Origin of the sequence: Enterobacter sp. RIT418 (assembly GCF_003057745.1) — a bacterium.
Lineage (GTDB): Bacteria > Pseudomonadota > Gammaproteobacteria > Enterobacterales > Enterobacteriaceae > Enterobacter.
Genome location: NZ_QBJD02000005.1, coordinates 179,048 through 197,693, shown reverse-complemented (window position 1 = coordinate 197,693; position 18,646 = coordinate 179,048). Strand labels below are relative to the sequence as shown.

The 18,646-nt window shown below is 57.4% G+C and carries 21 protein-coding genes and 1 pseudogene; 13 read left to right on the top strand and 9 right to left on the bottom strand.

The window, feature by feature from the left end:
- Positions 1–26 precede the first annotated feature (26 nt).
- The 8 genes and pseudogenes from fliL to rcsA all read left to right on the top strand — a co-directional run bounded on the left by fliL (position 27) and on the right by rcsA (position 5,023).
- Positions 27–497 carry a flagellar basal body-associated protein FliL gene (fliL, locus tag DBY73_RS07715; RefSeq protein ID WP_112010592.1) on the top strand — a complete coding sequence of 157 codons (471 nt, stop codon included), beginning with the start codon at positions 27–29 and terminating at the stop codon, positions 495–497.
- A gap of 4 nt (positions 498–501) precedes the next feature.
- Entirely contained in the window at positions 502–1,506 is a 1,005-nt protein-coding gene (gene fliM / locus DBY73_RS07710; protein ID WP_112010591.1) for a flagellar motor switch protein FliM, read from the top strand.
- Positions 1,503–1,916 (top strand): flagellar motor switch protein FliN, encoded by a 414-nt coding sequence (gene fliN, locus DBY73_RS07705; protein ID WP_101737389.1) that lies wholly within the window; start codon positions 1,503–1,505, stop codon positions 1,914–1,916. Before fliM ends, fliN begins: the two co-directional genes overlap by 4 nt.
- A 2-nt stretch (positions 1,917–1,918) precedes the next feature.
- A complete protein-coding gene (gene fliO, locus DBY73_RS07700; RefSeq protein WP_112010590.1) occupies positions 1,919–2,293 on the top strand; it encodes a flagellar biosynthetic protein FliO in 375 nt (124 codons plus the stop codon).
- A complete protein-coding gene (fliP, locus tag DBY73_RS07695; protein WP_112010589.1) occupies positions 2,293–3,030 on the top strand; it encodes a flagellar type III secretion system pore protein FliP in 738 nt (245 codons plus the stop codon). The genes fliO and fliP overlap by 1 nt, the downstream gene beginning before the upstream one ends.
- A 10-nt stretch (positions 3,031–3,040) precedes the next feature.
- The gene (gene fliQ, locus DBY73_RS07690; protein ID WP_112010588.1) at positions 3,041–3,310 is read left to right on the top strand and encodes a flagellar biosynthesis protein FliQ; all 270 of its coding nucleotides are present in this window, start codon (positions 3,041–3,043) and stop codon (positions 3,308–3,310) included.
- Between the two features lie 7 nt (positions 3,311–3,317).
- Positions 3,318–4,110 (top strand): annotated as a pseudogene (gene fliR / locus DBY73_RS07685) (flagellar biosynthetic protein FliR); the annotation flags it as partial.
- A 289-nt stretch (positions 4,111–4,399) separates the two neighbouring features.
- Complete coding sequence (rcsA, locus tag DBY73_RS07680) at positions 4,400–5,023, top strand: transcriptional regulator RcsA (RefSeq protein WP_112010586.1); 624 nt, start codon at positions 4,400–4,402, stop codon at positions 5,021–5,023.
- Between the two features lie 105 nt (positions 5,024–5,128).
- Here the strand turns inward: rcsA and dsrB are convergent, their stop codons facing one another.
- Positions 5,129–5,317, bottom strand: a complete 189-nt coding sequence (gene dsrB / locus DBY73_RS07675; RefSeq protein WP_112010585.1) for a protein DsrB — start codon at positions 5,315–5,317, stop codon at positions 5,129–5,131.
- A 127-nt stretch (positions 5,318–5,444) separates the two neighbouring features.
- Here dsrB and yodD point away from each other — a divergent pair, with 127 nt between their 5' ends.
- Positions 5,445–5,672, top strand: a complete 228-nt coding sequence (gene yodD / locus DBY73_RS07670; protein WP_112010584.1) for a YodD family peroxide/acid resistance protein — start codon at positions 5,445–5,447, stop codon at positions 5,670–5,672.
- A gap of 295 nt (positions 5,673–5,967) precedes the next feature.
- On the opposite strand, the gene dgcQ is transcribed toward yodD, so the two are convergent.
- The 3 genes from dgcQ to DBY73_RS07655 form a co-directional block, all read right to left on the bottom strand.
- The gene (gene dgcQ / locus DBY73_RS07665; RefSeq protein ID WP_112010583.1) at positions 5,968–7,659 is read right to left on the bottom strand and encodes a cellulose biosynthesis regulator diguanylate cyclase DgcQ; all 1,692 of its coding nucleotides are present in this window, start codon (positions 7,657–7,659) and stop codon (positions 5,968–5,970) included.
- A 111-nt stretch (positions 7,660–7,770) separates the two neighbouring features.
- On the bottom strand, positions 7,771–7,953 hold the full coding sequence (locus DBY73_RS07660) for a DUF2158 domain-containing protein (RefSeq protein ID WP_112010582.1): 183 nt from the start codon (positions 7,951–7,953) through the stop codon (positions 7,771–7,773).
- 78 nt (positions 7,954–8,031) lie between these two features.
- Positions 8,032–8,943 (bottom strand): DUF808 domain-containing protein, encoded by a 912-nt coding sequence (locus DBY73_RS07655; protein ID WP_112010581.1) that lies wholly within the window; start codon positions 8,941–8,943, stop codon positions 8,032–8,034.
- Positions 8,944–9,120: 177 nt separating this feature from the next.
- Here DBY73_RS07655 and yedA point away from each other — a divergent pair, with 177 nt between their 5' ends.
- Positions 9,121–10,035, top strand: a complete 915-nt coding sequence (yedA, locus tag DBY73_RS07650; RefSeq protein WP_112010580.1) for a drug/metabolite exporter YedA — start codon at positions 9,121–9,123, stop codon at positions 10,033–10,035.
- On the opposite strand, the gene DBY73_RS07645 is transcribed toward yedA, so the two are convergent.
- From DBY73_RS07645 to DBY73_RS07635, 3 genes are read right to left on the bottom strand one after another with little or no spacing between them, the layout of a single operon-like run.
- Positions 10,022–10,498, bottom strand: coding sequence for a very short patch repair endonuclease (locus DBY73_RS07645; RefSeq protein ID WP_112010579.1), 477 nt, complete (start codon positions 10,496–10,498; stop codon positions 10,022–10,024). The genes yedA and DBY73_RS07645 overlap by 14 nt on opposite strands.
- The gene (locus DBY73_RS07640) at positions 10,482–11,912 is read right to left on the bottom strand and encodes a DNA cytosine methyltransferase (RefSeq protein ID WP_112010578.1); all 1,431 of its coding nucleotides are present in this window, start codon (positions 11,910–11,912) and stop codon (positions 10,482–10,484) included. Before DBY73_RS07640 ends, DBY73_RS07645 begins: the two co-directional genes overlap by 17 nt.
- Before the next feature lie 43 nt (positions 11,913–11,955).
- Positions 11,956–12,657: a phosphohydrolase gene (locus DBY73_RS07635; protein WP_112010577.1), complete on the bottom strand. Its 702-nt coding sequence runs from the start codon at positions 12,655–12,657 to the stop codon at positions 11,956–11,958.
- 469 nt (positions 12,658–13,126) lie between these two features.
- Between DBY73_RS07635 and ompC the strand changes: the two genes are divergently transcribed.
- Positions 13,127–14,269, top strand: coding sequence for a porin OmpC (ompC, locus tag DBY73_RS07630; protein ID WP_112010576.1), 1,143 nt, complete (start codon positions 13,127–13,129; stop codon positions 14,267–14,269).
- A gap of 58 nt (positions 14,270–14,327) precedes the next feature.
- Here the strand turns inward: ompC and DBY73_RS07625 are convergent, their stop codons facing one another.
- Positions 14,328–15,191 (bottom strand): N-acetylmuramic acid 6-phosphate etherase, encoded by an 864-nt coding sequence (locus DBY73_RS07625; RefSeq protein ID WP_112010575.1) that lies wholly within the window; start codon positions 15,189–15,191, stop codon positions 14,328–14,330.
- Positions 15,192–15,357: 166 nt separating this feature from the next.
- Between DBY73_RS07625 and DBY73_RS07620 the strand changes: the two genes are divergently transcribed.
- Together DBY73_RS07620 and dcuR are read left to right on the top strand one after the other, a co-directional pair.
- A complete protein-coding gene (locus DBY73_RS07620) occupies positions 15,358–16,986 on the top strand; it encodes a sensor histidine kinase (protein ID WP_112010574.1) in 1,629 nt (542 codons plus the stop codon).
- Complete coding sequence (gene dcuR, locus DBY73_RS07615) at positions 16,983–17,702, top strand: two-component system response regulator DcuR (RefSeq protein ID WP_112010573.1); 720 nt, start codon at positions 16,983–16,985, stop codon at positions 17,700–17,702. The genes DBY73_RS07620 and dcuR overlap by 4 nt, the downstream gene beginning before the upstream one ends.
- Here dcuR and DBY73_RS07610 read toward each other — a convergent pair.
- A complete protein-coding gene (locus DBY73_RS07610; RefSeq protein WP_112010572.1) occupies positions 17,683–18,645 on the bottom strand; it encodes an FAD:protein FMN transferase in 963 nt (320 codons plus the stop codon). The genes dcuR and DBY73_RS07610 overlap by 20 nt on opposite strands.
- Position 18,646 lies beyond the last annotated feature (1 nt).

The window sequence follows — 18,646 nt, the reverse complement described above, 5'->3', positions numbered from 1 at the left end:
GTACCGAAACAGGAAGCTCGTATCAGATGACAGACTCCGCTATCACCAAAAAAAGCAAGCGTTCCATCTGGATCCCGCTGCTGGTGTTGATCACGCTCGCGGCCTGCGCCACCGCTGGCTATAGTTACTGGCGTATGCAGCAGGAACCTTCAACCGCTGCGGCCAAAGCCGAAGCGCCTCCTCCGCCCGCGCCGGTCTTCTTTGCGCTTGATACCTTTACGGTTAACCTGGGCGATGCGGACCGCGTGCTGTACGTCGGCATTACGCTGCGCCTGAAAGACGAAGCGACCCGCGCGCGCCTGAACGACTATCTTCCGGAAGTGCGTAGCCGCCTGCTGCTGCTGTTCTCTCGTCAGGACGCCTCTTCGCTTGCCACCGATGACGGCAAGCAAAAGCTGGTCGAGGCCATTAAGCAGACGCTGGCAACGCCGCTGGTTAACGGTCAACCTAAGCAGGAAGTCACTGACGTTCTGTACACAGCTTTCATTCTGCGGTAACGACATGGGCGACAGCATTCTTTCTCAGGCAGAAATCGACGCGCTGCTCAACGGCGACAGCGATAAAACCGACGATCCGCAACCGGGTCTGAGCGGCGACGATAATATTCGTCCCTACGATCCCAATACCCAGCGCCGCGTGGTGCGCGAGCGCCTGCAGGCGCTGGAGATCATCAACGAACGTTTTGCGCGTCAGTTCCGCATGGGGCTGTTTAACCTGCTGCGCCGTAGCCCGGATATTACCGTCGGCGCGATCCGCATTCAGCCCTACCACGAGTTTGCCCGCAACCTGCCGGTGCCGACCAACCTTAACCTGATTCACCTGAAGCCGCTGCGCGGCACCGGGCTGGTGGTGTTTTCCCCAAGCCTGGTGTTCATTGCGGTGGATAACCTGTTCGGCGGCGACGGTCGTTTCCCGACCAAGGTTGAAGGACGCGAGTTTACCCACACCGAGCAGCGCGTCATCAACCGCATGCTGAAGCTGGCGCTGGAGTCCTACAGCGACGCGTGGAAGGCGATCAACCCGCTGGAAGTGGAGTACGTGCGTTCCGAGATGCAGGTGAAATTCACCAACATCACCACCTCGCCGAACGATATCGTGGTGAACACGCCGTTCCACGTGGAGATCGGCAACCTGACCGGCGAGTTCAACATCTGCCTGCCGTTCAGCATGATCGAACCGCTGCGCGAGCTGCTGGTGAACCCGCCGCTGGAGAACTCCCGCCACGAGGATCAGAACTGGCGCGAAAACCTGGTGCGCCAGGTGCAGCATTCCCAGCTGGAGCTGGTGGCGAACTTTGCCGATATCTCCATGCGGCTCTCGCAGATCCTGAAATTACAACCCGGCGACGTGCTGCCGATAGACAAACCCGACCGCATCATTGCCCATGTGGATGGAGTACCGGTACTGACCAGCCAGTACGGCACCATTAACGGTCAGTACGCGTTACGCGTTGAGCACTTGATCAACCCGATTTTAAATTCGCTGAATGAGGAACAGCCCAAATGAGTGACATGAACAATCCGTCCGATGAGAACAGCGGAGCACTGGACGATCTGTGGGCTGACGCGTTAAACGAGCAGAAAACGACCCCGAGCAAAAGCGCGGCGGACGCCGTGTTCCAGCAGCTGGGCGGCGGCGACGTGAGCGGCACGCTTCAGGATATCGATCTGATTATGGATATTCCGGTCAAGCTGACCGTTGAGCTGGGCCGCACCCGGATGACCATCAAAGAGCTGCTGCGCCTGACGCAGGGTTCCGTGGTGGCGCTTGACGGGCTGGCCGGCGAGCCGCTGGATATCCTGATTAACGGCTATCTGATTGCGCAGGGTGAAGTGGTGGTGGTGGCCGATAAATACGGCGTGCGCATCACCGACATCATCACCCCGTCTGAACGTATGCGTCGCCTGAGCCGCTAAGCATGAAAACCCAGGCAACCGTATCGCAGCCCTCCGCCGTTCCGGGCTCACCGCTGCTTCAGGTGAGCGGCGCGCTGTTCGGTATTATTGCCTTCATTCTTATCGCCGCGTGGCTGGCGAAGCGCTTTGGCCTGGCGGGCAAAACCGCCGCCGCGCGCGGCCTGAAGGTCAGCGCCAGCGCCTCGCTGGGGCCGCGCGAGCGCGTGGTTATCGTTGACGTTGAAGACGCGCGCCTGGTGCTGGGCGTCACCGCCTCGAACATTAACCTGCTGCATACGCTGCCGCCTGCCCCCGCCGCCGAAGATGCGCCGGCAGAAAACCCGGCAGATTTTCAGTCCGTCATGAAGAGTTTGCTTAAGCGTTCCGGGAGATCGTAATGCGCCGTTTGTTGTCCCTTTCGCTTGCGGGCGTTGGCCTGTTTGCTCCCGCCGTCTACGCACAGCTGCCCGGCCTGGTCTCCACCCCGCTCGCCGGAGGCGGCCAGAGCTGGTCGCTGCCCGTTCAGACGCTGGTTTTCATTACCTCGCTGACCTTTATTCCGGCCATTTTGCTGATGATGACCAGCTTCACCCGCATCATCATCGTGTTTGGCCTGCTGCGAAACGCGCTCGGCACGCCCTCGGCCCCGCCTAACCAGGTGCTGCTGGGCCTGGCCCTGTTTCTGACCTTTTTTATTATGTCCCCGGTCATCGACAAGATTTATACCGACGCCTACCAGCCCTTCAGCGAAGACAAGATCTCGATGCAGGAGGCGCTGGACAAGGGCGCACAGCCGCTGCGCGAGTTTATGCTGCGCCAGACGCGCGAAGCGGATTTGGCCCTGTTTGCGCGCCTGGCGAATACGGGCGAAATTCAGGGGCCAGAAGCCGTGCCGATGCGCATTCTGCTGCCCGCCTACGTGACCAGCGAGCTGAAAACCGCGTTTCAGATCGGCTTTACCATTTTCATCCCGTTCCTGATCATCGACCTGGTCATTGCCAGCGTCCTGATGGCGCTGGGGATGATGATGGTGCCCCCCGCCACCATCGCCCTGCCCTTTAAGATTATGCTGTTCGTGCTGGTTGACGGCTGGCAGCTGCTGGTGAGTTCGCTGGCGCAAAGTTTCTACAGCTGAGGAGCGCGAAATGACGCCAGAATCGGTCATGATGATGGGCACGGAAGCGATGAAAGTCGCGATTGCCGTCGCCGCCCCGCTGCTCCTCGTTGCGCTGGTCACCGGCCTTATCATCAGCATCCTGCAGGCCGCCACGCAGATTAACGAAATGACGCTGTCGTTTATTCCGAAAATTATCGCCGTCTTTGTGGCGATCGTCGTCGCCGGGCCGTGGATGCTCAACCTGCTGCTGGACTATATGCGCAACCTGTTTACCAACCTGCCGTACATCATCGGCTGATATTACGATGCTGCACTTCACCAGCGATCAATGGATGCAGTGGCTCGGCCTGTACTTCTGGCCGATGCTCCGCGTGCTGGCGCTTATTTCAACGGCGCCCATTCTGAGCGAAAAGGCCATTCCCAAGCGCGTCAAGCTGGGCCTGGGGATCATTATCACCATTATCATTGCCCCGTCTCTGCCGCCGGTGAACATTCCGATTTTTTCCGCCAACGCGCTATGGGTTGCGCTGCAGCAGGTGATGATCGGCGTGGCCGTGGGGTTCACGATGCAGCTAGCCTTCGCCGCCGTGCGTACCGCCGGGGAGCTGATTGGCCTGCAGATGGGGCTGTCGTTCGCGACATTCGTAGACCCGGGAAGCCACCTCAACATGCCCGTCATCGCCCGCATCATTGATATGCTGGCGATGCTGCTGTTTCTGACGTTTAACGGCCATTTGTGGCTTATCTCCCTGCTGGTGGACACGTTCCACACGCTGCCGATTGGCGAAAGCCCGGTAAACAGCAACGCCTTCCTGGCGCTGGTGCGCGCGGCGGGGCTGATTTTCCTCAACGGGCTGATGCTGGCGCTACCGATTATCACCCTGCTGTTAACCGTAAACCTCTCATTAGGGTTATTGAACAGAATGGCCCCGCAGCTTTCGGTATTTGTCATCGGTTTTCCGATCACCCTGATGGTCGGGCTTTTATTAATGTCATTCCTGATGCCACTTATCGCCCCCTTCTGCGAACATTTATTCAGCGAGATATTCAACCTCTTAGCGGATATTGTTAGCGAACTGCCCCGTAAATAATAACCCTCACTCTCCGCATTGTCTTTCTGAGGATATTCCTAAAATAAATCCTGAAAAACATCTACCAGGATATAACTGGTGCGGTTTAAATGTTTCTAACCACTTCACAATACTTAATATTTACTTTACTTTAAGAAGATTCCTGGCAAATTATACGTAACTTTACGGGATAGTGAGTGCCGCCTGAAAGTCTTTGTCATGCTCACAGGTTTATTACGTTTTTCCATCCCGTATGGCTGTTTATGAGCTCTCAGGCAGATGGTGAATTATCGTTACGCATTGAGTGAGGGTATGCCATGTCAACGATCATTATGGATTTATGCAGCTACACCCGGTTAGGGCTAACCGGGTATTTGGCAAGCAGAGGGGTACGAAAGAGAGAAATCAACGATGCGCACACCGTTGACGAACTTGCAGCCGCTTGTGAGGAGTTCAAGCCAGGCGTGGTGTTTATTAATGAGGACTGTTTCATACACGACCCAGCCAACAGTCAGAAAATTAAGCTAATCATTAATCAGCATCCGAAGACAATGTTTATTGTTTTTATGGCGATAGCCAATATTCACTTTGACGAATATTTGCTGGTCAGGAAAAATTTATTGATCAGTTCAAAATCGATAAAACCGGAGTCTCTGGACGACATACTTGGCGATTATTTGAATAAAGAAGTAAAAAATGTAGGGGTGGTTAACTTGCCCACGCTGTCATTAAGTAGAACTGAATCAAGCATGTTGCGCATGTGGATGGCCGGACAAGGCACTATTCAGATATCCGATCAGATGAATATCAAAGCCAAGACCGTTTCATCGCACAAAGGAAATATTAAAAGGAAAATTAAAACGCATAATAAGCAAGTCATATATCATGTAGTGCGCCTGACCGATAATGTGACGAATGGAATATTCGTCAATATGCGCTGAGCGGCTTTTACCGACTGTCCTCTACCATCTATCTCTGGCCTGGCCAGAGATTTTTGCTATTTATCATTCCGCCACCGAGGTCGGGCTGGTTTACCCGACGCCGCGCTACTCTGCCCTTTCGACAAAAATACCGTCCGGATGCCCCAGCTCGTTAAAGAACCAGATGCCCATCGGGTAATCTTCCAGCGAGACCAGGTACATGGTGCCTTCGCTAAACTCTTCAATCGCCAGCACGACGCCCGGGCGGCGCGGCCCGCCGTCCGTTTTAACTGTAACCCGATCGTTGACCTTCATAGATTCCTCCTGTGGTTTTGAGCCAGTGTAGAACAAAACGCTCTAACTGGCATCGCTCTGCCGGCGCGAATGGCGTTTTTCTGTGCGGTCTATACTGTGTAGGACACGCTTAACTGAGGTACCTGCAATGAAGACAGACAAAGAGTACAGCGACACCATCAAACGCGAGGTTGAAGTGGACGTCGATGCCCTGCTTGCCGCCATCAATGAGATCAGCGAATCCGAGGTGCGTCGAACGGAGGATGGCTCTGACCGGGTCATTGTCAACGGGAGGGACTATCACACCTATCGCGAGCTGGCCGAGGCCTTTGAGCTCGATATTCATGATTTCAGCGTCTCTGAAACGAACCGCTGAGGCGAAAAAAATCCCGGCCATGGGGATGACCGGGATGAAACTTGCTTATGCAAGAAGCACTTGAAAATTCGTTACACCAGGAAATCCGATGCAGCAGCCACAGTATCCTCTACCAATATGGCTGACAAGCATATATTCTTTTCGTGAATGTATAACTTATCGCCAGTCATTTTCCTAAAAGAGAGAAGTGCGCGCAGAATGCGGGCCTCACGAGACGAGCTAAGAATTTTCGCCAACTTAACGGCAATTTTTTAGGAATAATCTTAATAAGCCTCACCTCATGCATCAGCGTTTCTTATGCTTTCCCCTCATCGCGCCAGACCACCCGGTTGCGCCCCCGCTGTTTGGCCTGATACAGCCTGTCGTCAGCAATCGATTGGAGCTGCTCGAAGCTATAGTTGCCCTTTTCATGCGCGCAGCTTACGCCAAACGATGCGCTGATGCGGATCGTGGTGCTCTTTTTCACGAGGATCTCTTTGGCGTCAATGCGCATGCGTATCCGCTCGGCAATCGCCGCCGCTTCCGCAAGCGCAATGCCCGGCAGGACCACGCAAAACTCTTCTCCCCCAACGCGTCCTGCTACGTCGTTGTCGCGCAGCCCGCTGGCGATGATGCCCGCGGCGTGGGACAGCACCTTATCCCCCGCCTGGTGGCCGAAGCGGTCGTTGATGCCCTTGAAGTGGTCGAGGTCGATCTGAATAACGGAGAACGGCCGCGACTGCTTCTGGCACTTTTCCCCCAGAATTTTCGCCTGCTCGAACAGCGCGCCGCGGTTATTGAGGCGCGTGAGCGGGTCGTGCCAGGCCTGCCACTGCAGCGAGTGCTGAAGCGTGTACATGTTGCTGACCATCCGGCGAATAACCAGCCACGAGATCAGCAGCATCGCGGTGAATAAGGCCCACAGCAGCGCCAGCACGATGCTGATGCTGCCGAAATCGCCGCGCACGCCTTCATCCAGCGTGTGGACGCGCAGCATGACCCCGTCAAAGTGATCCAGCCGCTCCCAGCTGACGAAGCGGCTGCCCAGGCGCACGCCGCCTTCGGTGTCACTTTCTATCGCATGGGCAATCTGGGCCAGCTCCGCCGCGTCAAACGGGTTGATGCTGTCGGCTGACGGCGCTGAGGAGGCGATCAGCGACAGCCGGGTGTCGTAAAGCTGATATTCCCCTTCCGTGCGATCGTCTACCGCATCCACCAGCAGGCGCCGTATGGTGTCGTTGGAAAAATCCATCGCCACCACGCCGTACCAGTAGTTATCGAAATAGACCGGCACGCTGGCGGTGATCGTTCCGGCATGCTGAGTCGAGGAGGCGAAAAACCAGCGTACGGCGCGGGCGCGGTTTTCGCGCTCTGACTGGAGGGTAAACCACGGCTGAGTGACAAACTGATAATAGCGAGACACCGCGTCGGCATTCTTCGCGGGGGTGTCGGTGGCGAGCCAAAAGCCGGCGCGGGAGACGTACATGCCGCGCGCTTCTTTTTTGACTGCCGACGAGGCCAGGCGCAGCAGATAGCCCACTTCCAGCGCGGCGGAAATTTCACGATCGATCCGCGCGTCGTCGCGGTTGAGAAGCGTCGTTTTGCTTACAAAGGCGTCGGACACGCCGTTAATCGGCAGCGTGCGGTTCTTATCAACCGCTAGCTGCCACGAGGCGCGAGTCCGCACTAGGTTGAAGCGCGAAACGGCATCCTGCAGCACGGCAAAGGCCAGCGGCGTTTGCAGCGCTTCGCCCATGCTCTTTCGGAAGAAAAGCAGCTTATCAACGCTGAACTGCAGCTGCCTGTCCAGCGAACTGGCGACCGTCTCAAGGTGATTGCGCTGGCTTGAGACGTACGCCCCCTCCAGCACCACGACTTCACGCCAGGTCAGAAGGGTTGAAAAAATGAGCACTACCAGAAAACAGAGATTAACAATCAGGCCGGGATTGCTGCGCTTACGCAGCCATTGCAGAACCGTTCGCTTCACGTCATAGGTATCGCGCTGCACACACACTCCCTGATTGCCATTTAACACCCCTTCACACGTACCCCGGACATGCGAAACCCGGCGGTATGATAGCCAGCCGTAAAAACGCCCGGCAAGCCGGGCGTCGCGTGATTAAGTCTTATCGTGCCTTTGCCCCGCGTCTCCCGGCTGAAGCTCATCTTCACGAAAAGCTTCCCGCTTGATGCCATAGCCATCGTGCCAGCGGCATTCCACCATTCCGCTGGCATACCCGGTCACGATCATGCTCGGGCCGCCATTCTTAGGCTTAACTTCATCACTGACCAAAAAGACCATACCTGCCTCCCGTATCAGGGTGAAACGTTTTCAATTTAGACGAGGAACGGCCTTTTTGCCTCCTTAGTAAGGTAACAATTAATGCGATGAGCCGCGCGCTTTTTCCACCAGCTTCACGGCGCCGACCACGATGCCGCCGATGATAAAGCCCAGAACCAAATTCAGCAGCGTAGGCAGAATCGAGGCCACAACCGCACCCTGGGAGGAGGCGAAATGCTCAATCGCATGGTGGAGCGGCGCAATCCCATGGACCACAATGCCGCCGCCCACCAGGAACATGGCTAACGTTCCGACGACCGACAGGCTTTTCATCAGCCAGGGCGCCATCACCAGCAGGCCTTTGCCGATGCCCCGCGCCACGGCGCTTTTTTTCTGCTCCAGCCAGTAGCCCATATCGTCCAGCTTGACGATAACCCCCACCAGGCCGTACACCCCTATCGTCACCAGAATCGCAATGCCCGCCAGGATCAGCACCTGGTTAAGCAGCGGCGACTCGGAGACAATGCCGAGCGTGATCGCCACAATTTCCGCCGAGAGAATAAAATCGGTACGAATAGCGCCTTTGACCTTATCGCGCTCAAAGGTTTTCGGGTCCTGCGCGGCAAGCGACTCGAGGCGCTGCTGGCGCACCTCCGGCGTGTCGCTCTCCTTACGGGAAGACAGCGTATGCACCACCTTCTCGACCCCTTCGTAGCATAAAAATGCGCCGCCAATCATCAGCAGCGGCGTGATGGCCCAGGGGATAAAGGCGCTGATCAGCAGCGCCAGCGGCACGAGGATCACCTTATTGAGCAATGAGCCCTTCGCCACGGCCCACACGACGGGCAGCTCGCGGTTCGCCCGCACGCCGCTCACCTGCTGGGCGTTCAGCGATAAATCATCGCCCAGCACGCCGGCCGTTTTCTTGGCGGCCAGTTTTCCCATAACGGAAATATCGTCCAGCAAGGTGGCAATATCGTCCAGTAATGTTAATAAGCTACTTCCTGCCAAAATCACTATCCTTCTTTTTTTAGTAATGACATGAATAGTATGGAGCAAAAGCGGCAACCCGGAAACAGGCACATTAAGTCAACATAAAATTCACATCTCGCGCCAGTTAAAGCACTCGCCAGCCCGATAGTTTTGGCGTTTACTATGAGCGACCTTTTTATTCCGTCGTGAGGGACTATGCGTTTTCGGCAATTATTACCGCTCATTGGGGCACTTTTTTCGCTGTATATCATTTGGGGTTCCACCTATTTCGTTATTCGCATCGGCGTAGAAAGCTGGCCGCCGCTGCTGATGGCCGGCGTGCGTTTTCTTTCCGCCGGGATCGTGCTGCTGGCCTTTCTGCTGCTTCGCGGCCACAGGCTCCCGCCGCTTCGCCCGATGCTGAACGCCGCCCTGATTGGCCTGCTGCTGCTGGCGGTTGGCAACGGGTTCGTCACCATTGCGGAGCACCGCAACGTGCCCTCCGGCATCGCGGCGGTGGTGGTGGCGACCGTACCGCTGTTTACGCTCTGCTTTAGCCGCCTGTTTGGCATTCGCACCCGCAAGCTGGAGTGGCTGGGCATTGCTATCGGGCTTGCCGGGATCGTGATGCTGAACAGCGGCGGCAACCTGAGCGGCAACCCGTGGGGCGCGGTGATTATTCTGATCGGCTCGATGAGCTGGGCGTTTGGGTCCGTGTACGGCTCGCGCATTGCGCTGCCGACCGGGATGATGGCGGGAGCGATTGAGATGCTGGCGGCAGGCATCGTGCTGCTTATCGCCTCGCTGCTGACCGGTGAAAAGCTGACGGCGATGCCGCCGCTTTCGGGCTTCCTCGCCGTGGGCTATCTGGCGCTGTTTGGCTCGGTGATCGCCATCAACGCCTATATGTTCCTGATCCGCAACGTCTCCCCCGCCGTCGCCACCAGCTACGCCTACGTTAACCCGGTTGTTGCCGTGCTGCTGGGAACCGGTTTTGCCGGTGAAACGCTCTCCACCATCGAATGGCTGGCGCTGGGAGTAATCGTGTTTGCGGTGGTGCTGGTGACGCTGGGCAAATACCTGCTGCCCGCGAAGCCGGTGGTGACGCCCTGCGAGGTTAAGAAATCGTAACCGGGTGAATGCCCTGCGTATCGATCTGCGCGGCCTGACCGCCGCCGCAGATCCACTCTTCCAGGCGCTCCGCCAGCGCCGCATCCTTCAGCTTTAACTTCCCGCGCAGCGCGCACTCCCACACCACCAGTACCCGCCAGCCCTGCGCGATCAGCGCGGCGGTATCGCGGGCGTCGCGCGCCACGTTCTTGCCAATCTTCTCCAGCCAGAAGTCGGTGCGCGTCGCCGGCACCTTGAAGAGGTAGCAGTCGTGATGATGCCAGAAGCAGCCGTGGGTAAAGATGATGCACCGATAGTCATCGACAACGAAATCGGGACGTCCGGCGAGCGCCTTGTCCTGCACGCGATAGGTAAACCCGGCCTGGGTCAGCAGGCCCGCAAGGCGCTTTTCAATCGCGGTGTCGCGCGTGCCGATGGCACGCATGTTTTTACTGCGCGTGGCTTTATTATGCACGTCCGTCATTGACGGCCTCGCGCGCGCGCAGCGCCACGGCCTGCGCAATCCGCGAGGCCAGCAGCTTAGCCACCGCGGCGAACGCGGGCACAACCACGGAGTTACCAAACTGGCGGTAGGCCTGCGTGTCCGACACCGGAATGCGGAAGCTGTAGCCGTTCGGCGTTTCGAACCCCATCAGTCGCGCACACTCTCGCGGCGTAAGGCGGCGCGGGCGGTGAAGCTGGTTTTGCGGATCGTCAAAATCCTTCTCGCCGAGCGCCTTATCCCAACCCCGGTCGATGAGGATTTCGGCCCCGTCCTTGTAGTAGCGCGCCGACAGCGTGCGCGTGACGCTGTGCGGATCGGTGGGATCGACCATCCCGAAGCCAAAGCCGTTCCCCTTCGCCTGATGCTTTTTGGCATAGCGGTAGAGGTATTTCCACAGCACCGGAGTCAGAATAAATTTCGCGTCAACGGCAGGCTCCAGCAGATCGGCCACCGTCGGACGGCGCGCGGGATACAGCGCCGGAATATCGCGCAGGGTAAAATCGCCCTTCAGGTTCAGATCGCGACGGAACCCCACCAGCACGATGCGCTCCCGGTGCTGCGGCAGGAAATGCTTGCCGTCGATGATTTTCGGGTCGTCGGCGCCCATATGCTCGGCATCGGCCACGTCGTAGCCCAGCTCGTCCAGCGTTTGCATAATGATGCGGAAGGTTTTACCGCCGTCGTGGCTTTTCAGGTTCTTCACGTTCTCAAGCACGAAAATGGGCGGACGACGCGCGTCGATGATGCGCACGACGTCAAAAAAAAGCGTGCCCTGCGTGTCGCAGGCAAAGCCGTGCGCGCGGCCCAGCGCGTTTTTCTTCGATACGCCCGCCAGCGAAAACGGCTGACACGGGAAGCCCGCCAGCAGAACGTCGTGCGCCGGAATCGCCTTGCGAATATGCTCTGCGGCCTCCTCATCGCTGACGCCGCTTTTATGGCTCAGGGTCACGTCGCGGATATCGGCGTTGAAGCGGTGCTCCAGCGGGTCGCAGTACCAGTTGGCCTTGTAGGTGCGCACCGCGTGCTTGTTCCACTCGCTGGTAAAGACGCACTGGCCTCCGATGGCCTCAAACCCGTGACGGATACCGCCAATGCCCGCAAAGAGATCGATAAAACGGAAGGCGTAATGAGGGTGCGCGGCAGACGGGCGCGGAAGCAGGTGCTGCAGATAGCGGAACTCACCTTCGCTCAGGCGATGCCCCGCGCGGTCGCTGGTGAGCAGTCTTTTGAGAATGGCGGGGCTCCAGTGGCTCTCGCCGTGCGCCTCGAGCTGGTTTGCCAGAGTTTTGGCATCATAAATATCCAGCAGCTGGCGCAGCAAGGCCTGCACCGTCGCCGTTGATTTCACCACCCGCTCGGACGCGGGCTCCATCACTGTGTGTAATTCCTGCATTCTCTCAACCGCACAATATAGACTGAAAACAGAGTAACACAGTTCAGGATATCAAACTGTGGCGAAAGCGGCTCAGCACCCGGCCATCAACGCCCAGGCAGTCCCCCTGCAATTCTGCGCTGAGTTTGGCCATAAAGTGAATCAGAAAATCGGCATTGTGGCGCGCCAGCTCGCGCCCGGCAGGCGTCTGCATCGTTTCGGGCAGGCGCAGCAGCTTCGTCTGGAAATGATCGAGCGCGTACGCGGCATCATTCAATTCCCGCGCGTCGGCGAAGGGATCGACGGCGTCGAACAGCGGCACGCCCAGCGCGCCCGACACGGCAAAGACGCGCGCGAGGCCGATCGCCCCAAGCGCTTCCAGCCGATCGGCATCCTGCACGATTTTGGCTTCAGGCGTGACGGGCGCAATGCCCGCGCTAAAGCTATGCGCTTCGATGGCGTGCTCCACGGCGGCATAGGCCTCGACGGGGAAATCCGGGAAATCACGCCTGAGTATGTCGCGCGTTTTCCGCGCCGCCAGCTGCGAGGAGCGGCTGCGCTGCGGGTGATTTTTCGGTAGGCTCACGATGTCATGAAAATAGCAGGCGGTAAGGGTCACCAGCGGATCGGCCGCCTGGTCACCCATGATTTTCTGCGCCGTCATCCAGACGCGTCGAAAGTGAGAAATATCATGCGCGCTGTCGTCCGTCGCATGGTGTTGCTCAAGCCAGCCTTCAAAGCGGTGTTGCCACTGCGCAAGTTCCATCGTTATGCCTCGCGAGTAAAAGAAGTACGATAACAATATTCATCCGGGCTGACACTCAGAGAAATTCATCGCGACGACATTATTCTTGATGGCGTATTTTCCTCAGGTCTTGAAATTTTAATTAGGATATTCTCATTTAATTAAGGATTTTCTATCACACGCTGCAAGGCATGACGAAAATTATCTTACCCGCTGAGCAAAGCGCCTGTAAAAATATAATCACCGAAGAAATAACAACTCAAAGACGCATTCAAAAAGACAATAAATACATATAGATATGAAAAATGCGATCAACAAAAACATTCACATGAAAAATATTGAGATTTATAAACACATTTTGAAATACTTATTATGATTTAATTACATTTATTTCTGAACTAAAAAGAGATGTCCTGGAATAGTATCCATGCTGTAGTCACGGAGGGTGACTACATATATTCAAATCTATTATAGTTTAAGGGAATATATAATGAACAGAAAAGTATTGGCGATTTTAGTACCCGCTTTATTAATGGCTGGCGCGGCAAATGCGGCAGAGATCTACAGCAAGAACGGCAACAAGGTCGATCTGTACGGTAAAGTTGATGCGCGTCACACCTTCTCCGACAACCCGGGCGACGACGGCGATGAAACCTACGTTCAGGTTGGTTTCAAAGGCGAAAGCCAGATCACCAACGATCTGATCGGTTATGGCCAGTGGGAATACAAAACCTACGCAAACAATACTGAAAGCGCTGGCGACAAATCCTTCAACCGTCTGGCCTACGCTGGCCTGAAGCTTGCCGACTACGGATCATTTGACTACGGCCGTAACTACGGCGTGGTGTACGACGTTGAAGCGTGGACCGATATGCTGCCCGTGTTCGGCGGTGACTCTTACACCTGGACCGACAACTTCATGAACGGCCGCGCTAACGGCCTGGCAACCTACCGCAACACCGATTTCTTCGGCCTGGTTGACGGCCTGAACTTCGCGCTGCAGTACCAGGGCGCGAACGAAGGTGCTAACGCTAAAGAAAATCAGGAAGGCACCAAAAACGGTCACGACAACGTTCGCTTCCAGAACGGCGACGGCTACGGCATGTCCACCTCCTACGACTTCGCGGGCGATCTGTCCGGCCTGAGCCTGGGCGCGGCGTACTCTTCTTCTGACCGTACTAACGCACAGGTTGCTTACGGCAGAAGCTATGAAGGCTATGGCGTAGCCGCTGGCGATCGTGCAGAAGCCTGGACCGTTGGCGCGAAGTACGACGCGAACAACGTTTACCTGGCCATGATGTATGCGGAAACCCGCAACATGACGCCATTCGGCGACACCGGCATTGCTAACAAGACCCAGAACTTCGAAGCGGTTGCACAGTACCAGTTCGACTTCGGCCTGCGTCCTTCCCTGGCATGGGTTTACTCAAAAGGTAAAGACCTGAACGGTCAGGGCTACAGCCAGGATCTGGTTAACTACATCGACCTGGGCATGACCTACACCTTCAACAAGAACTTCTCCACCTACGTTGACTACAAAATCAACATGCTGGATTCTAATGACGAGCTGTATACCGACTTCGGCATCTCTACCGACGACATCGTTGGTATCGGTATGACCTACCAGTTCTAATTGGTAAAAATAGCAAAGGCCGCGATTGCGGCCTTTTTTTTGTGTCTTCACCACAGCGCTACGGCGCTTCCTGCAGCGCCACGCGAATAAACCCGTTATTCTGCGCCAGCAGCTCGTGCGCTTTCCACGCGTCCAGCCCGGTCAACACCATCAGCACCGCCGTTTTGCAGTTTTGGTTGCAGCTTTCCAGCGCCGCTTTCGCCACGGCGCGCTTACAGCCGCCCGCTTCCATCACGATGGCGATCTGGCGCTCCTGCCATTTGGTGCTGCTGGCGTCCAGGTCGACGCGCAGGTTGCTGTAGACCCGTCCGCTGCGCACTGCCAGCCCGGTCATGACCATATTCATGACCATTTTCTGCGCAACCCCCGCTTTCGGATGGCTATAGCCTGCGACGACTTCCGCCCCCAGCGCGGGCGCAATCACCATGCTTGCCAGCTGCGCGGCTTCGCTTTGCGCGTCCACGGTCACCACCGCGACGGATGCGCCTAACGACCACGCGTGGCGCATTGCTCCCCAGACCCACGGCGTTTTCCCGCTGACGGTCAGCGCCAGCATCATGTCATGCTCGCCGAACGCCATCGCCTGCAGGCAGGCCACGCCGCGCTCGTAGCTTCCGGCGTCGTCGCCCGCGCAAAGGGCGATAACGGGATGTTTGCCCGGCGCAAATTCGTCCGCCGCCTGCTGCGCTATGCGCCCGGAAGCGCCCGCCCCCACCAGCACCAGACGGCCGCCGTGGCTAAGCGTCGCCGCCGCGTTATCCACCACGCGGGCGAGGGTTGGTAAGAACGGAGTGAGAGATTCAGAGATAAGGGCATCGTCCTGGTGGATAACGTTCAGCATGTCCAGCGTGGACAATCTGTCGATATTTATCGTGCTGGCGTGCCGTCTTTCCTTGACCAAACCGGTAAGCATAGTGCTCATAAACAGCCTCCTTATTATGAGTTCCCACACACTATAAAGTGTTTTATATGGCTGACCTGCGAGGGGGCTCACGAAAAAGCGGCGCAACGGCCAGATTTACATGGCTTTAAGAAATGGCCGTCATCGGTAATAATTACCCCCTTTTCTTCTTCATCGCGGAGCGGTAATGAGCGATTTGCAGCCTTTCCCTGAGACGCGCAGGCGCCCCATGAAACTGTACACCCTGGTCACGCTGATGGTCTGCGCCATTATCGGCTCCGTGCTGCTGCTGGTCTTTGCGCTCTATTCCGTGCAAATCACCCACGCCACGCGGGATGACGTCAAGGACACCGCTCTCGGCATTGCCCGCACGCTGGCCGACAGCCCGGAGATCAAGCGCGGGCTGTTGCAGCCGCCGCAGGCGGATATCATTCAGCCCATCGCGCAGGCCGTTACAAAGCGCAACGGCCTCCTGTTTGCCGTCGTCACCGACATGCGCGGTATTCGCTATTCGCACCCCAACGAGGCGCTGCTGGGGCTGCATTTTATCGGCGACGACCTGCCCCCGGCGCTGGAAGGGAAAGAAAACGTGTCCGTTAACCGCGGCGTCCTCGACGAAGCGCTGCGCGTATTTACTCCCGTCTACGACGACCAGCACGACCAGATTGGCGTCGTGGTCGTGGGCATTTCGCTGAAAAAGGTCGAGGAGCAAATCACCCGCGGGCGGCTGAACGCCGTCTGGACCATCCTGTTCAGTATTCTGATGAGCTCGCTGGCGATCTGGGGCCTGGTGCGCATCCTGAAGCGTATCCTGTTCGGCCTGGAGCCATACGAAATCTCCGCGCTTTTCGAGCAGCGCCAGGCGATGCTGCAGTCGCTGCGTGAAGGCGTCGTGGCGGTGGATATTCAGGGTCGCGTGACGATGATCAACCACGCCGCGCGCGAAATACTGCTTCTGCCATCGGGTCAGCATGCGGACGGCAGCGGCAACCCGCCCCACGCGGCGCTGCTCGCCAGCCTGCGCGAGGTGTCACAAACCGGCATCGCGCGTAAAGATCAGGAGATCGGCTGTAACGGTCGTCTGCTACTCTGCAATATGGTGCCGGTCAAAAGTCAGAACCGGGTGATTGGCGCGATTAGCACCTTCCGCGATAAAACGGAAATCAGCCAGCTGATGCAGCGTCTGGACGGCATGGTGAACTATGTCGACGCCCTGCGCGCGCATACCCACGAGTTTATGAACAAGCTGCACGTAATCCTGGGCCTGCTGCACATTAAGCGCTACGACAAGCTGGAAGAGTATATTCTCCAGACGGCGCACATCTACCAGACGGACATCGGCACCGTTCAGCGCAAGATTAAATCGCCGGTAATTGCGGGCTTCCTGCTGGGGAAAATCAACCGGGCTAAAGAGGCGGGCATCACCCTGACGCTGGCGGACGAGTGCCACATCCCCGATACGGCCAGCGAAGAGCAGGTCGCCGTGCTGGTAACGGCGCTGGGGAACCTGATTGAAAACGCCCTCGACGCCATGGCCGATCAGGCCGAGGGCGAGATAACCCTGCTATTGCACTATCAAAACGGCTGGCTTAGCTGTGAAGTCAGCGACGACGGTCCGGGCATCGATCCTGAGCATCTGGACGACGTCTTTATCCGGGGCTTCTCAACGAAAGGTGAAAACCGCGGCGTTGGGCTGTTCCTGGCGCGCCAGCAGATCCAGAACCTTGGCGGAGACATTACCGTCGAGTCTGAGCCTGGCGTATTTACCCAATTTTTTGTTCACATCCCCTGGGATAGCGAGAGGAATATCGCGTGATAAATGTATTAATTGTCGATGATGACGCCATGGTAGCCGACCTCAACCGTCTGTACGTTAACCGCGTTGAGGGTTTTAGCTGCTGCGGCGTCGCCTCCACGCTCGGCCAGGCGGAGGCCATCATTAATGATCCCGCTCAGCCCGTCGATCTGGTGCTGCTGGACGTCTATATGCAGCAGGATAACGGCCTCGATCTGCTGCCGGTGATTCGGGCGTCGGGCCGCCAGATCGACGTGATTATGATTTCAAGCGCCTCGGATGCCGCCACGATCCAGACCTCCATGCACTACGGCGTGGTGGATTATCTGATCAAGCCGTTCCAGTTCCCGCGCTTTGAAGAGGCGCTCAACGGCTGGAAGGCCAAGCGCAATCTGATGGGCTCGCACCAGTATTACGAGCAGGCCGACGTGGACAGGCTGCTGCACGGCGGCGCGCCGGAGCTGGCAGACAGCAAAAAGCTGCCAAAAGGATTGACCCCGCAAACCCTGCGCACCATCTGCCAGTGGATTGACGCGCATCCGGAGAGCGAGTTTTCTACCGACGATCTGGCAAACGCGGTCAATATTTCACGCGTTTCCTGCCGCAAGTACCTGATCTGGCTGGCGCAGATTAATATCCTCTTCACCAGCATCCACTACGGCGCCACCGGGCGTCCCGTTTACCGCTACCGGCTCCAGCCGGAGCATACCGGCCTGCTCAAGCAGTACTGCCAGTAACCCTGTAGCCGTTGTCCAGCAGGGTAAAGCGGAAGTGGTGTTCTGAAGAGAGCACCACTTCTTTTGCTTTGGTGACAAAGATAGCCTCGATATCGGGCCGGGCGCGCAGCGCGGCGCAGCCCTTCTCCACGCCCATGCCGAACAGCAGCGTGGTCCAGATATCGCCGTCGATAGAATCCGTCGAAATGAGGGTGACGCTGTCCAGCGCGTTGTCCAGCGGGTAGCCGGTGCGCGGGTCAAGAATGTGGTGATAGCGCCTGCCGTTCTGCTCGAAGTAGCGCTCGTAGGTGCCGGAGGTGACGACCGAGCGGTTTTCAACCGTCAGGGTGCCGATCAGCGCGTCACCAGCGAACGGCTTTTTCAGCCCGATGCTCCAGCCGCCGTCCGGCGATCCCAGCGTCTGAACGTTTCCGCCGAGGTTAATCAGGCCGAGATCTGCGCCTTCTTTTCGCAGGTAATCCCGCACCCTGTCGGCGATATAGCCTTTGGCAATCGCCCCCAGGTCAATCTCCATGCCGGGACGCGCTAAAAACACGCTGCTGCTGGCCTCGTCCAGCATCACCTCTTCAGGGCGCGTTATCTTGAGCAGCGCCGCAATCTCATCGGCGGGCGGCACGCTGTCGCCCTGAAAGCCGATCTTCCAGCGCTTCACCAGCGGGCCAATGGCCAGGTTAAACGCGCTGTCCTTTATCATGCTCGCCGCTTTGGCGCAGCGTATTAGCTCGAATACCGGACGGCTGACCGCCACGGCGTGCTTCCCGGCGGCGTGGTTAATATCCATCACCTGCGACTGGGCGCGGTTTACCGTAAGCAGGTCTTCATAGCGTTTGATGAGGCGAAAAACGCGGGAGGCGAGCGCCTCGTCGTGGGAAAAGAGCTTGAGGAGAATGGGCGAGCCCATCAGGACGGCGGAGTAGCTGTAGACGCGGTTGTCATCAGACATG

Bases quoted from the DNA above. Each gene is read 5' to 3' on its own strand.
- DBY73_RS07640 (WP_112010578.1), bottom strand. From the start codon at position 11,912: ATGCAGGAATTACACACAGTGATGGAGCCCGCGTCCGAGCGGGTGGTG.
- DBY73_RS07610 (WP_112010572.1), bottom strand. From the start codon at position 18,645: ATGTCTGATGACAACCGCGTCTACAGCTACTCCGCCGTCCTGATGGGC.
- fliM (WP_112010591.1), top strand. From the start codon at position 502: ATGGGCGACAGCATTCTTTCTCAGGCAGAAATCGACGCGCTGCTCAAC.
- DBY73_RS07625 (WP_112010575.1), bottom strand. From the start codon at position 15,191: ATGAGCACTATGCTTACCGGTTTGGTCAAGGAAAGACGGCACGCCAGC.
- yedA (WP_112010580.1), top strand. From the start codon at position 9,121: ATGCGTTTTCGGCAATTATTACCGCTCATTGGGGCACTTTTTTCGCTG.
- DBY73_RS07660 (WP_112010582.1), bottom strand. From the start codon at position 7,953: ATGGTCTTTTTGGTCAGTGATGAAGTTAAGCCTAAGAATGGCGGCCCG.
- DBY73_RS07635 (WP_112010577.1), bottom strand. From the start codon at position 12,657: ATGGAACTTGCGCAGTGGCAACACCGCTTTGAAGGCTGGCTTGAGCAA.
- DBY73_RS07620 (WP_112010574.1), top strand. From the start codon at position 15,358: ATGAGCGATTTGCAGCCTTTCCCTGAGACGCGCAGGCGCCCCATGAAA.
- fliO (WP_112010590.1), top strand. From the start codon at position 1,919: ATGAAAACCCAGGCAACCGTATCGCAGCCCTCCGCCGTTCCGGGCTCA.
- fliP (WP_112010589.1), top strand. From the start codon at position 2,293: ATGCGCCGTTTGTTGTCCCTTTCGCTTGCGGGCGTTGGCCTGTTTGCT.
- ompC (WP_112010576.1), top strand. From the start codon at position 13,127: ATGAACAGAAAAGTATTGGCGATTTTAGTACCCGCTTTATTAATGGCT.
- yodD (WP_112010584.1), top strand. From the start codon at position 5,445: ATGAAGACAGACAAAGAGTACAGCGACACCATCAAACGCGAGGTTGAA.
- fliN (WP_101737389.1), top strand. From the start codon at position 1,503: ATGAGTGACATGAACAATCCGTCCGATGAGAACAGCGGAGCACTGGAC.
- DBY73_RS07645 (WP_112010579.1), bottom strand. From the start codon at position 10,498: ATGACGGACGTGCATAATAAAGCCACGCGCAGTAAAAACATGCGTGCC.
- fliL (WP_112010592.1), top strand. From the start codon at position 27: ATGACAGACTCCGCTATCACCAAAAAAAGCAAGCGTTCCATCTGGATC.
- dsrB (WP_112010585.1), bottom strand. From the start codon at position 5,317: ATGAAGGTCAACGATCGGGTTACAGTTAAAACGGACGGCGGGCCGCGC.
- fliQ (WP_112010588.1), top strand. From the start codon at position 3,041: ATGACGCCAGAATCGGTCATGATGATGGGCACGGAAGCGATGAAAGTC.
- rcsA (WP_112010586.1), top strand. From the start codon at position 4,400: ATGTCAACGATCATTATGGATTTATGCAGCTACACCCGGTTAGGGCTA.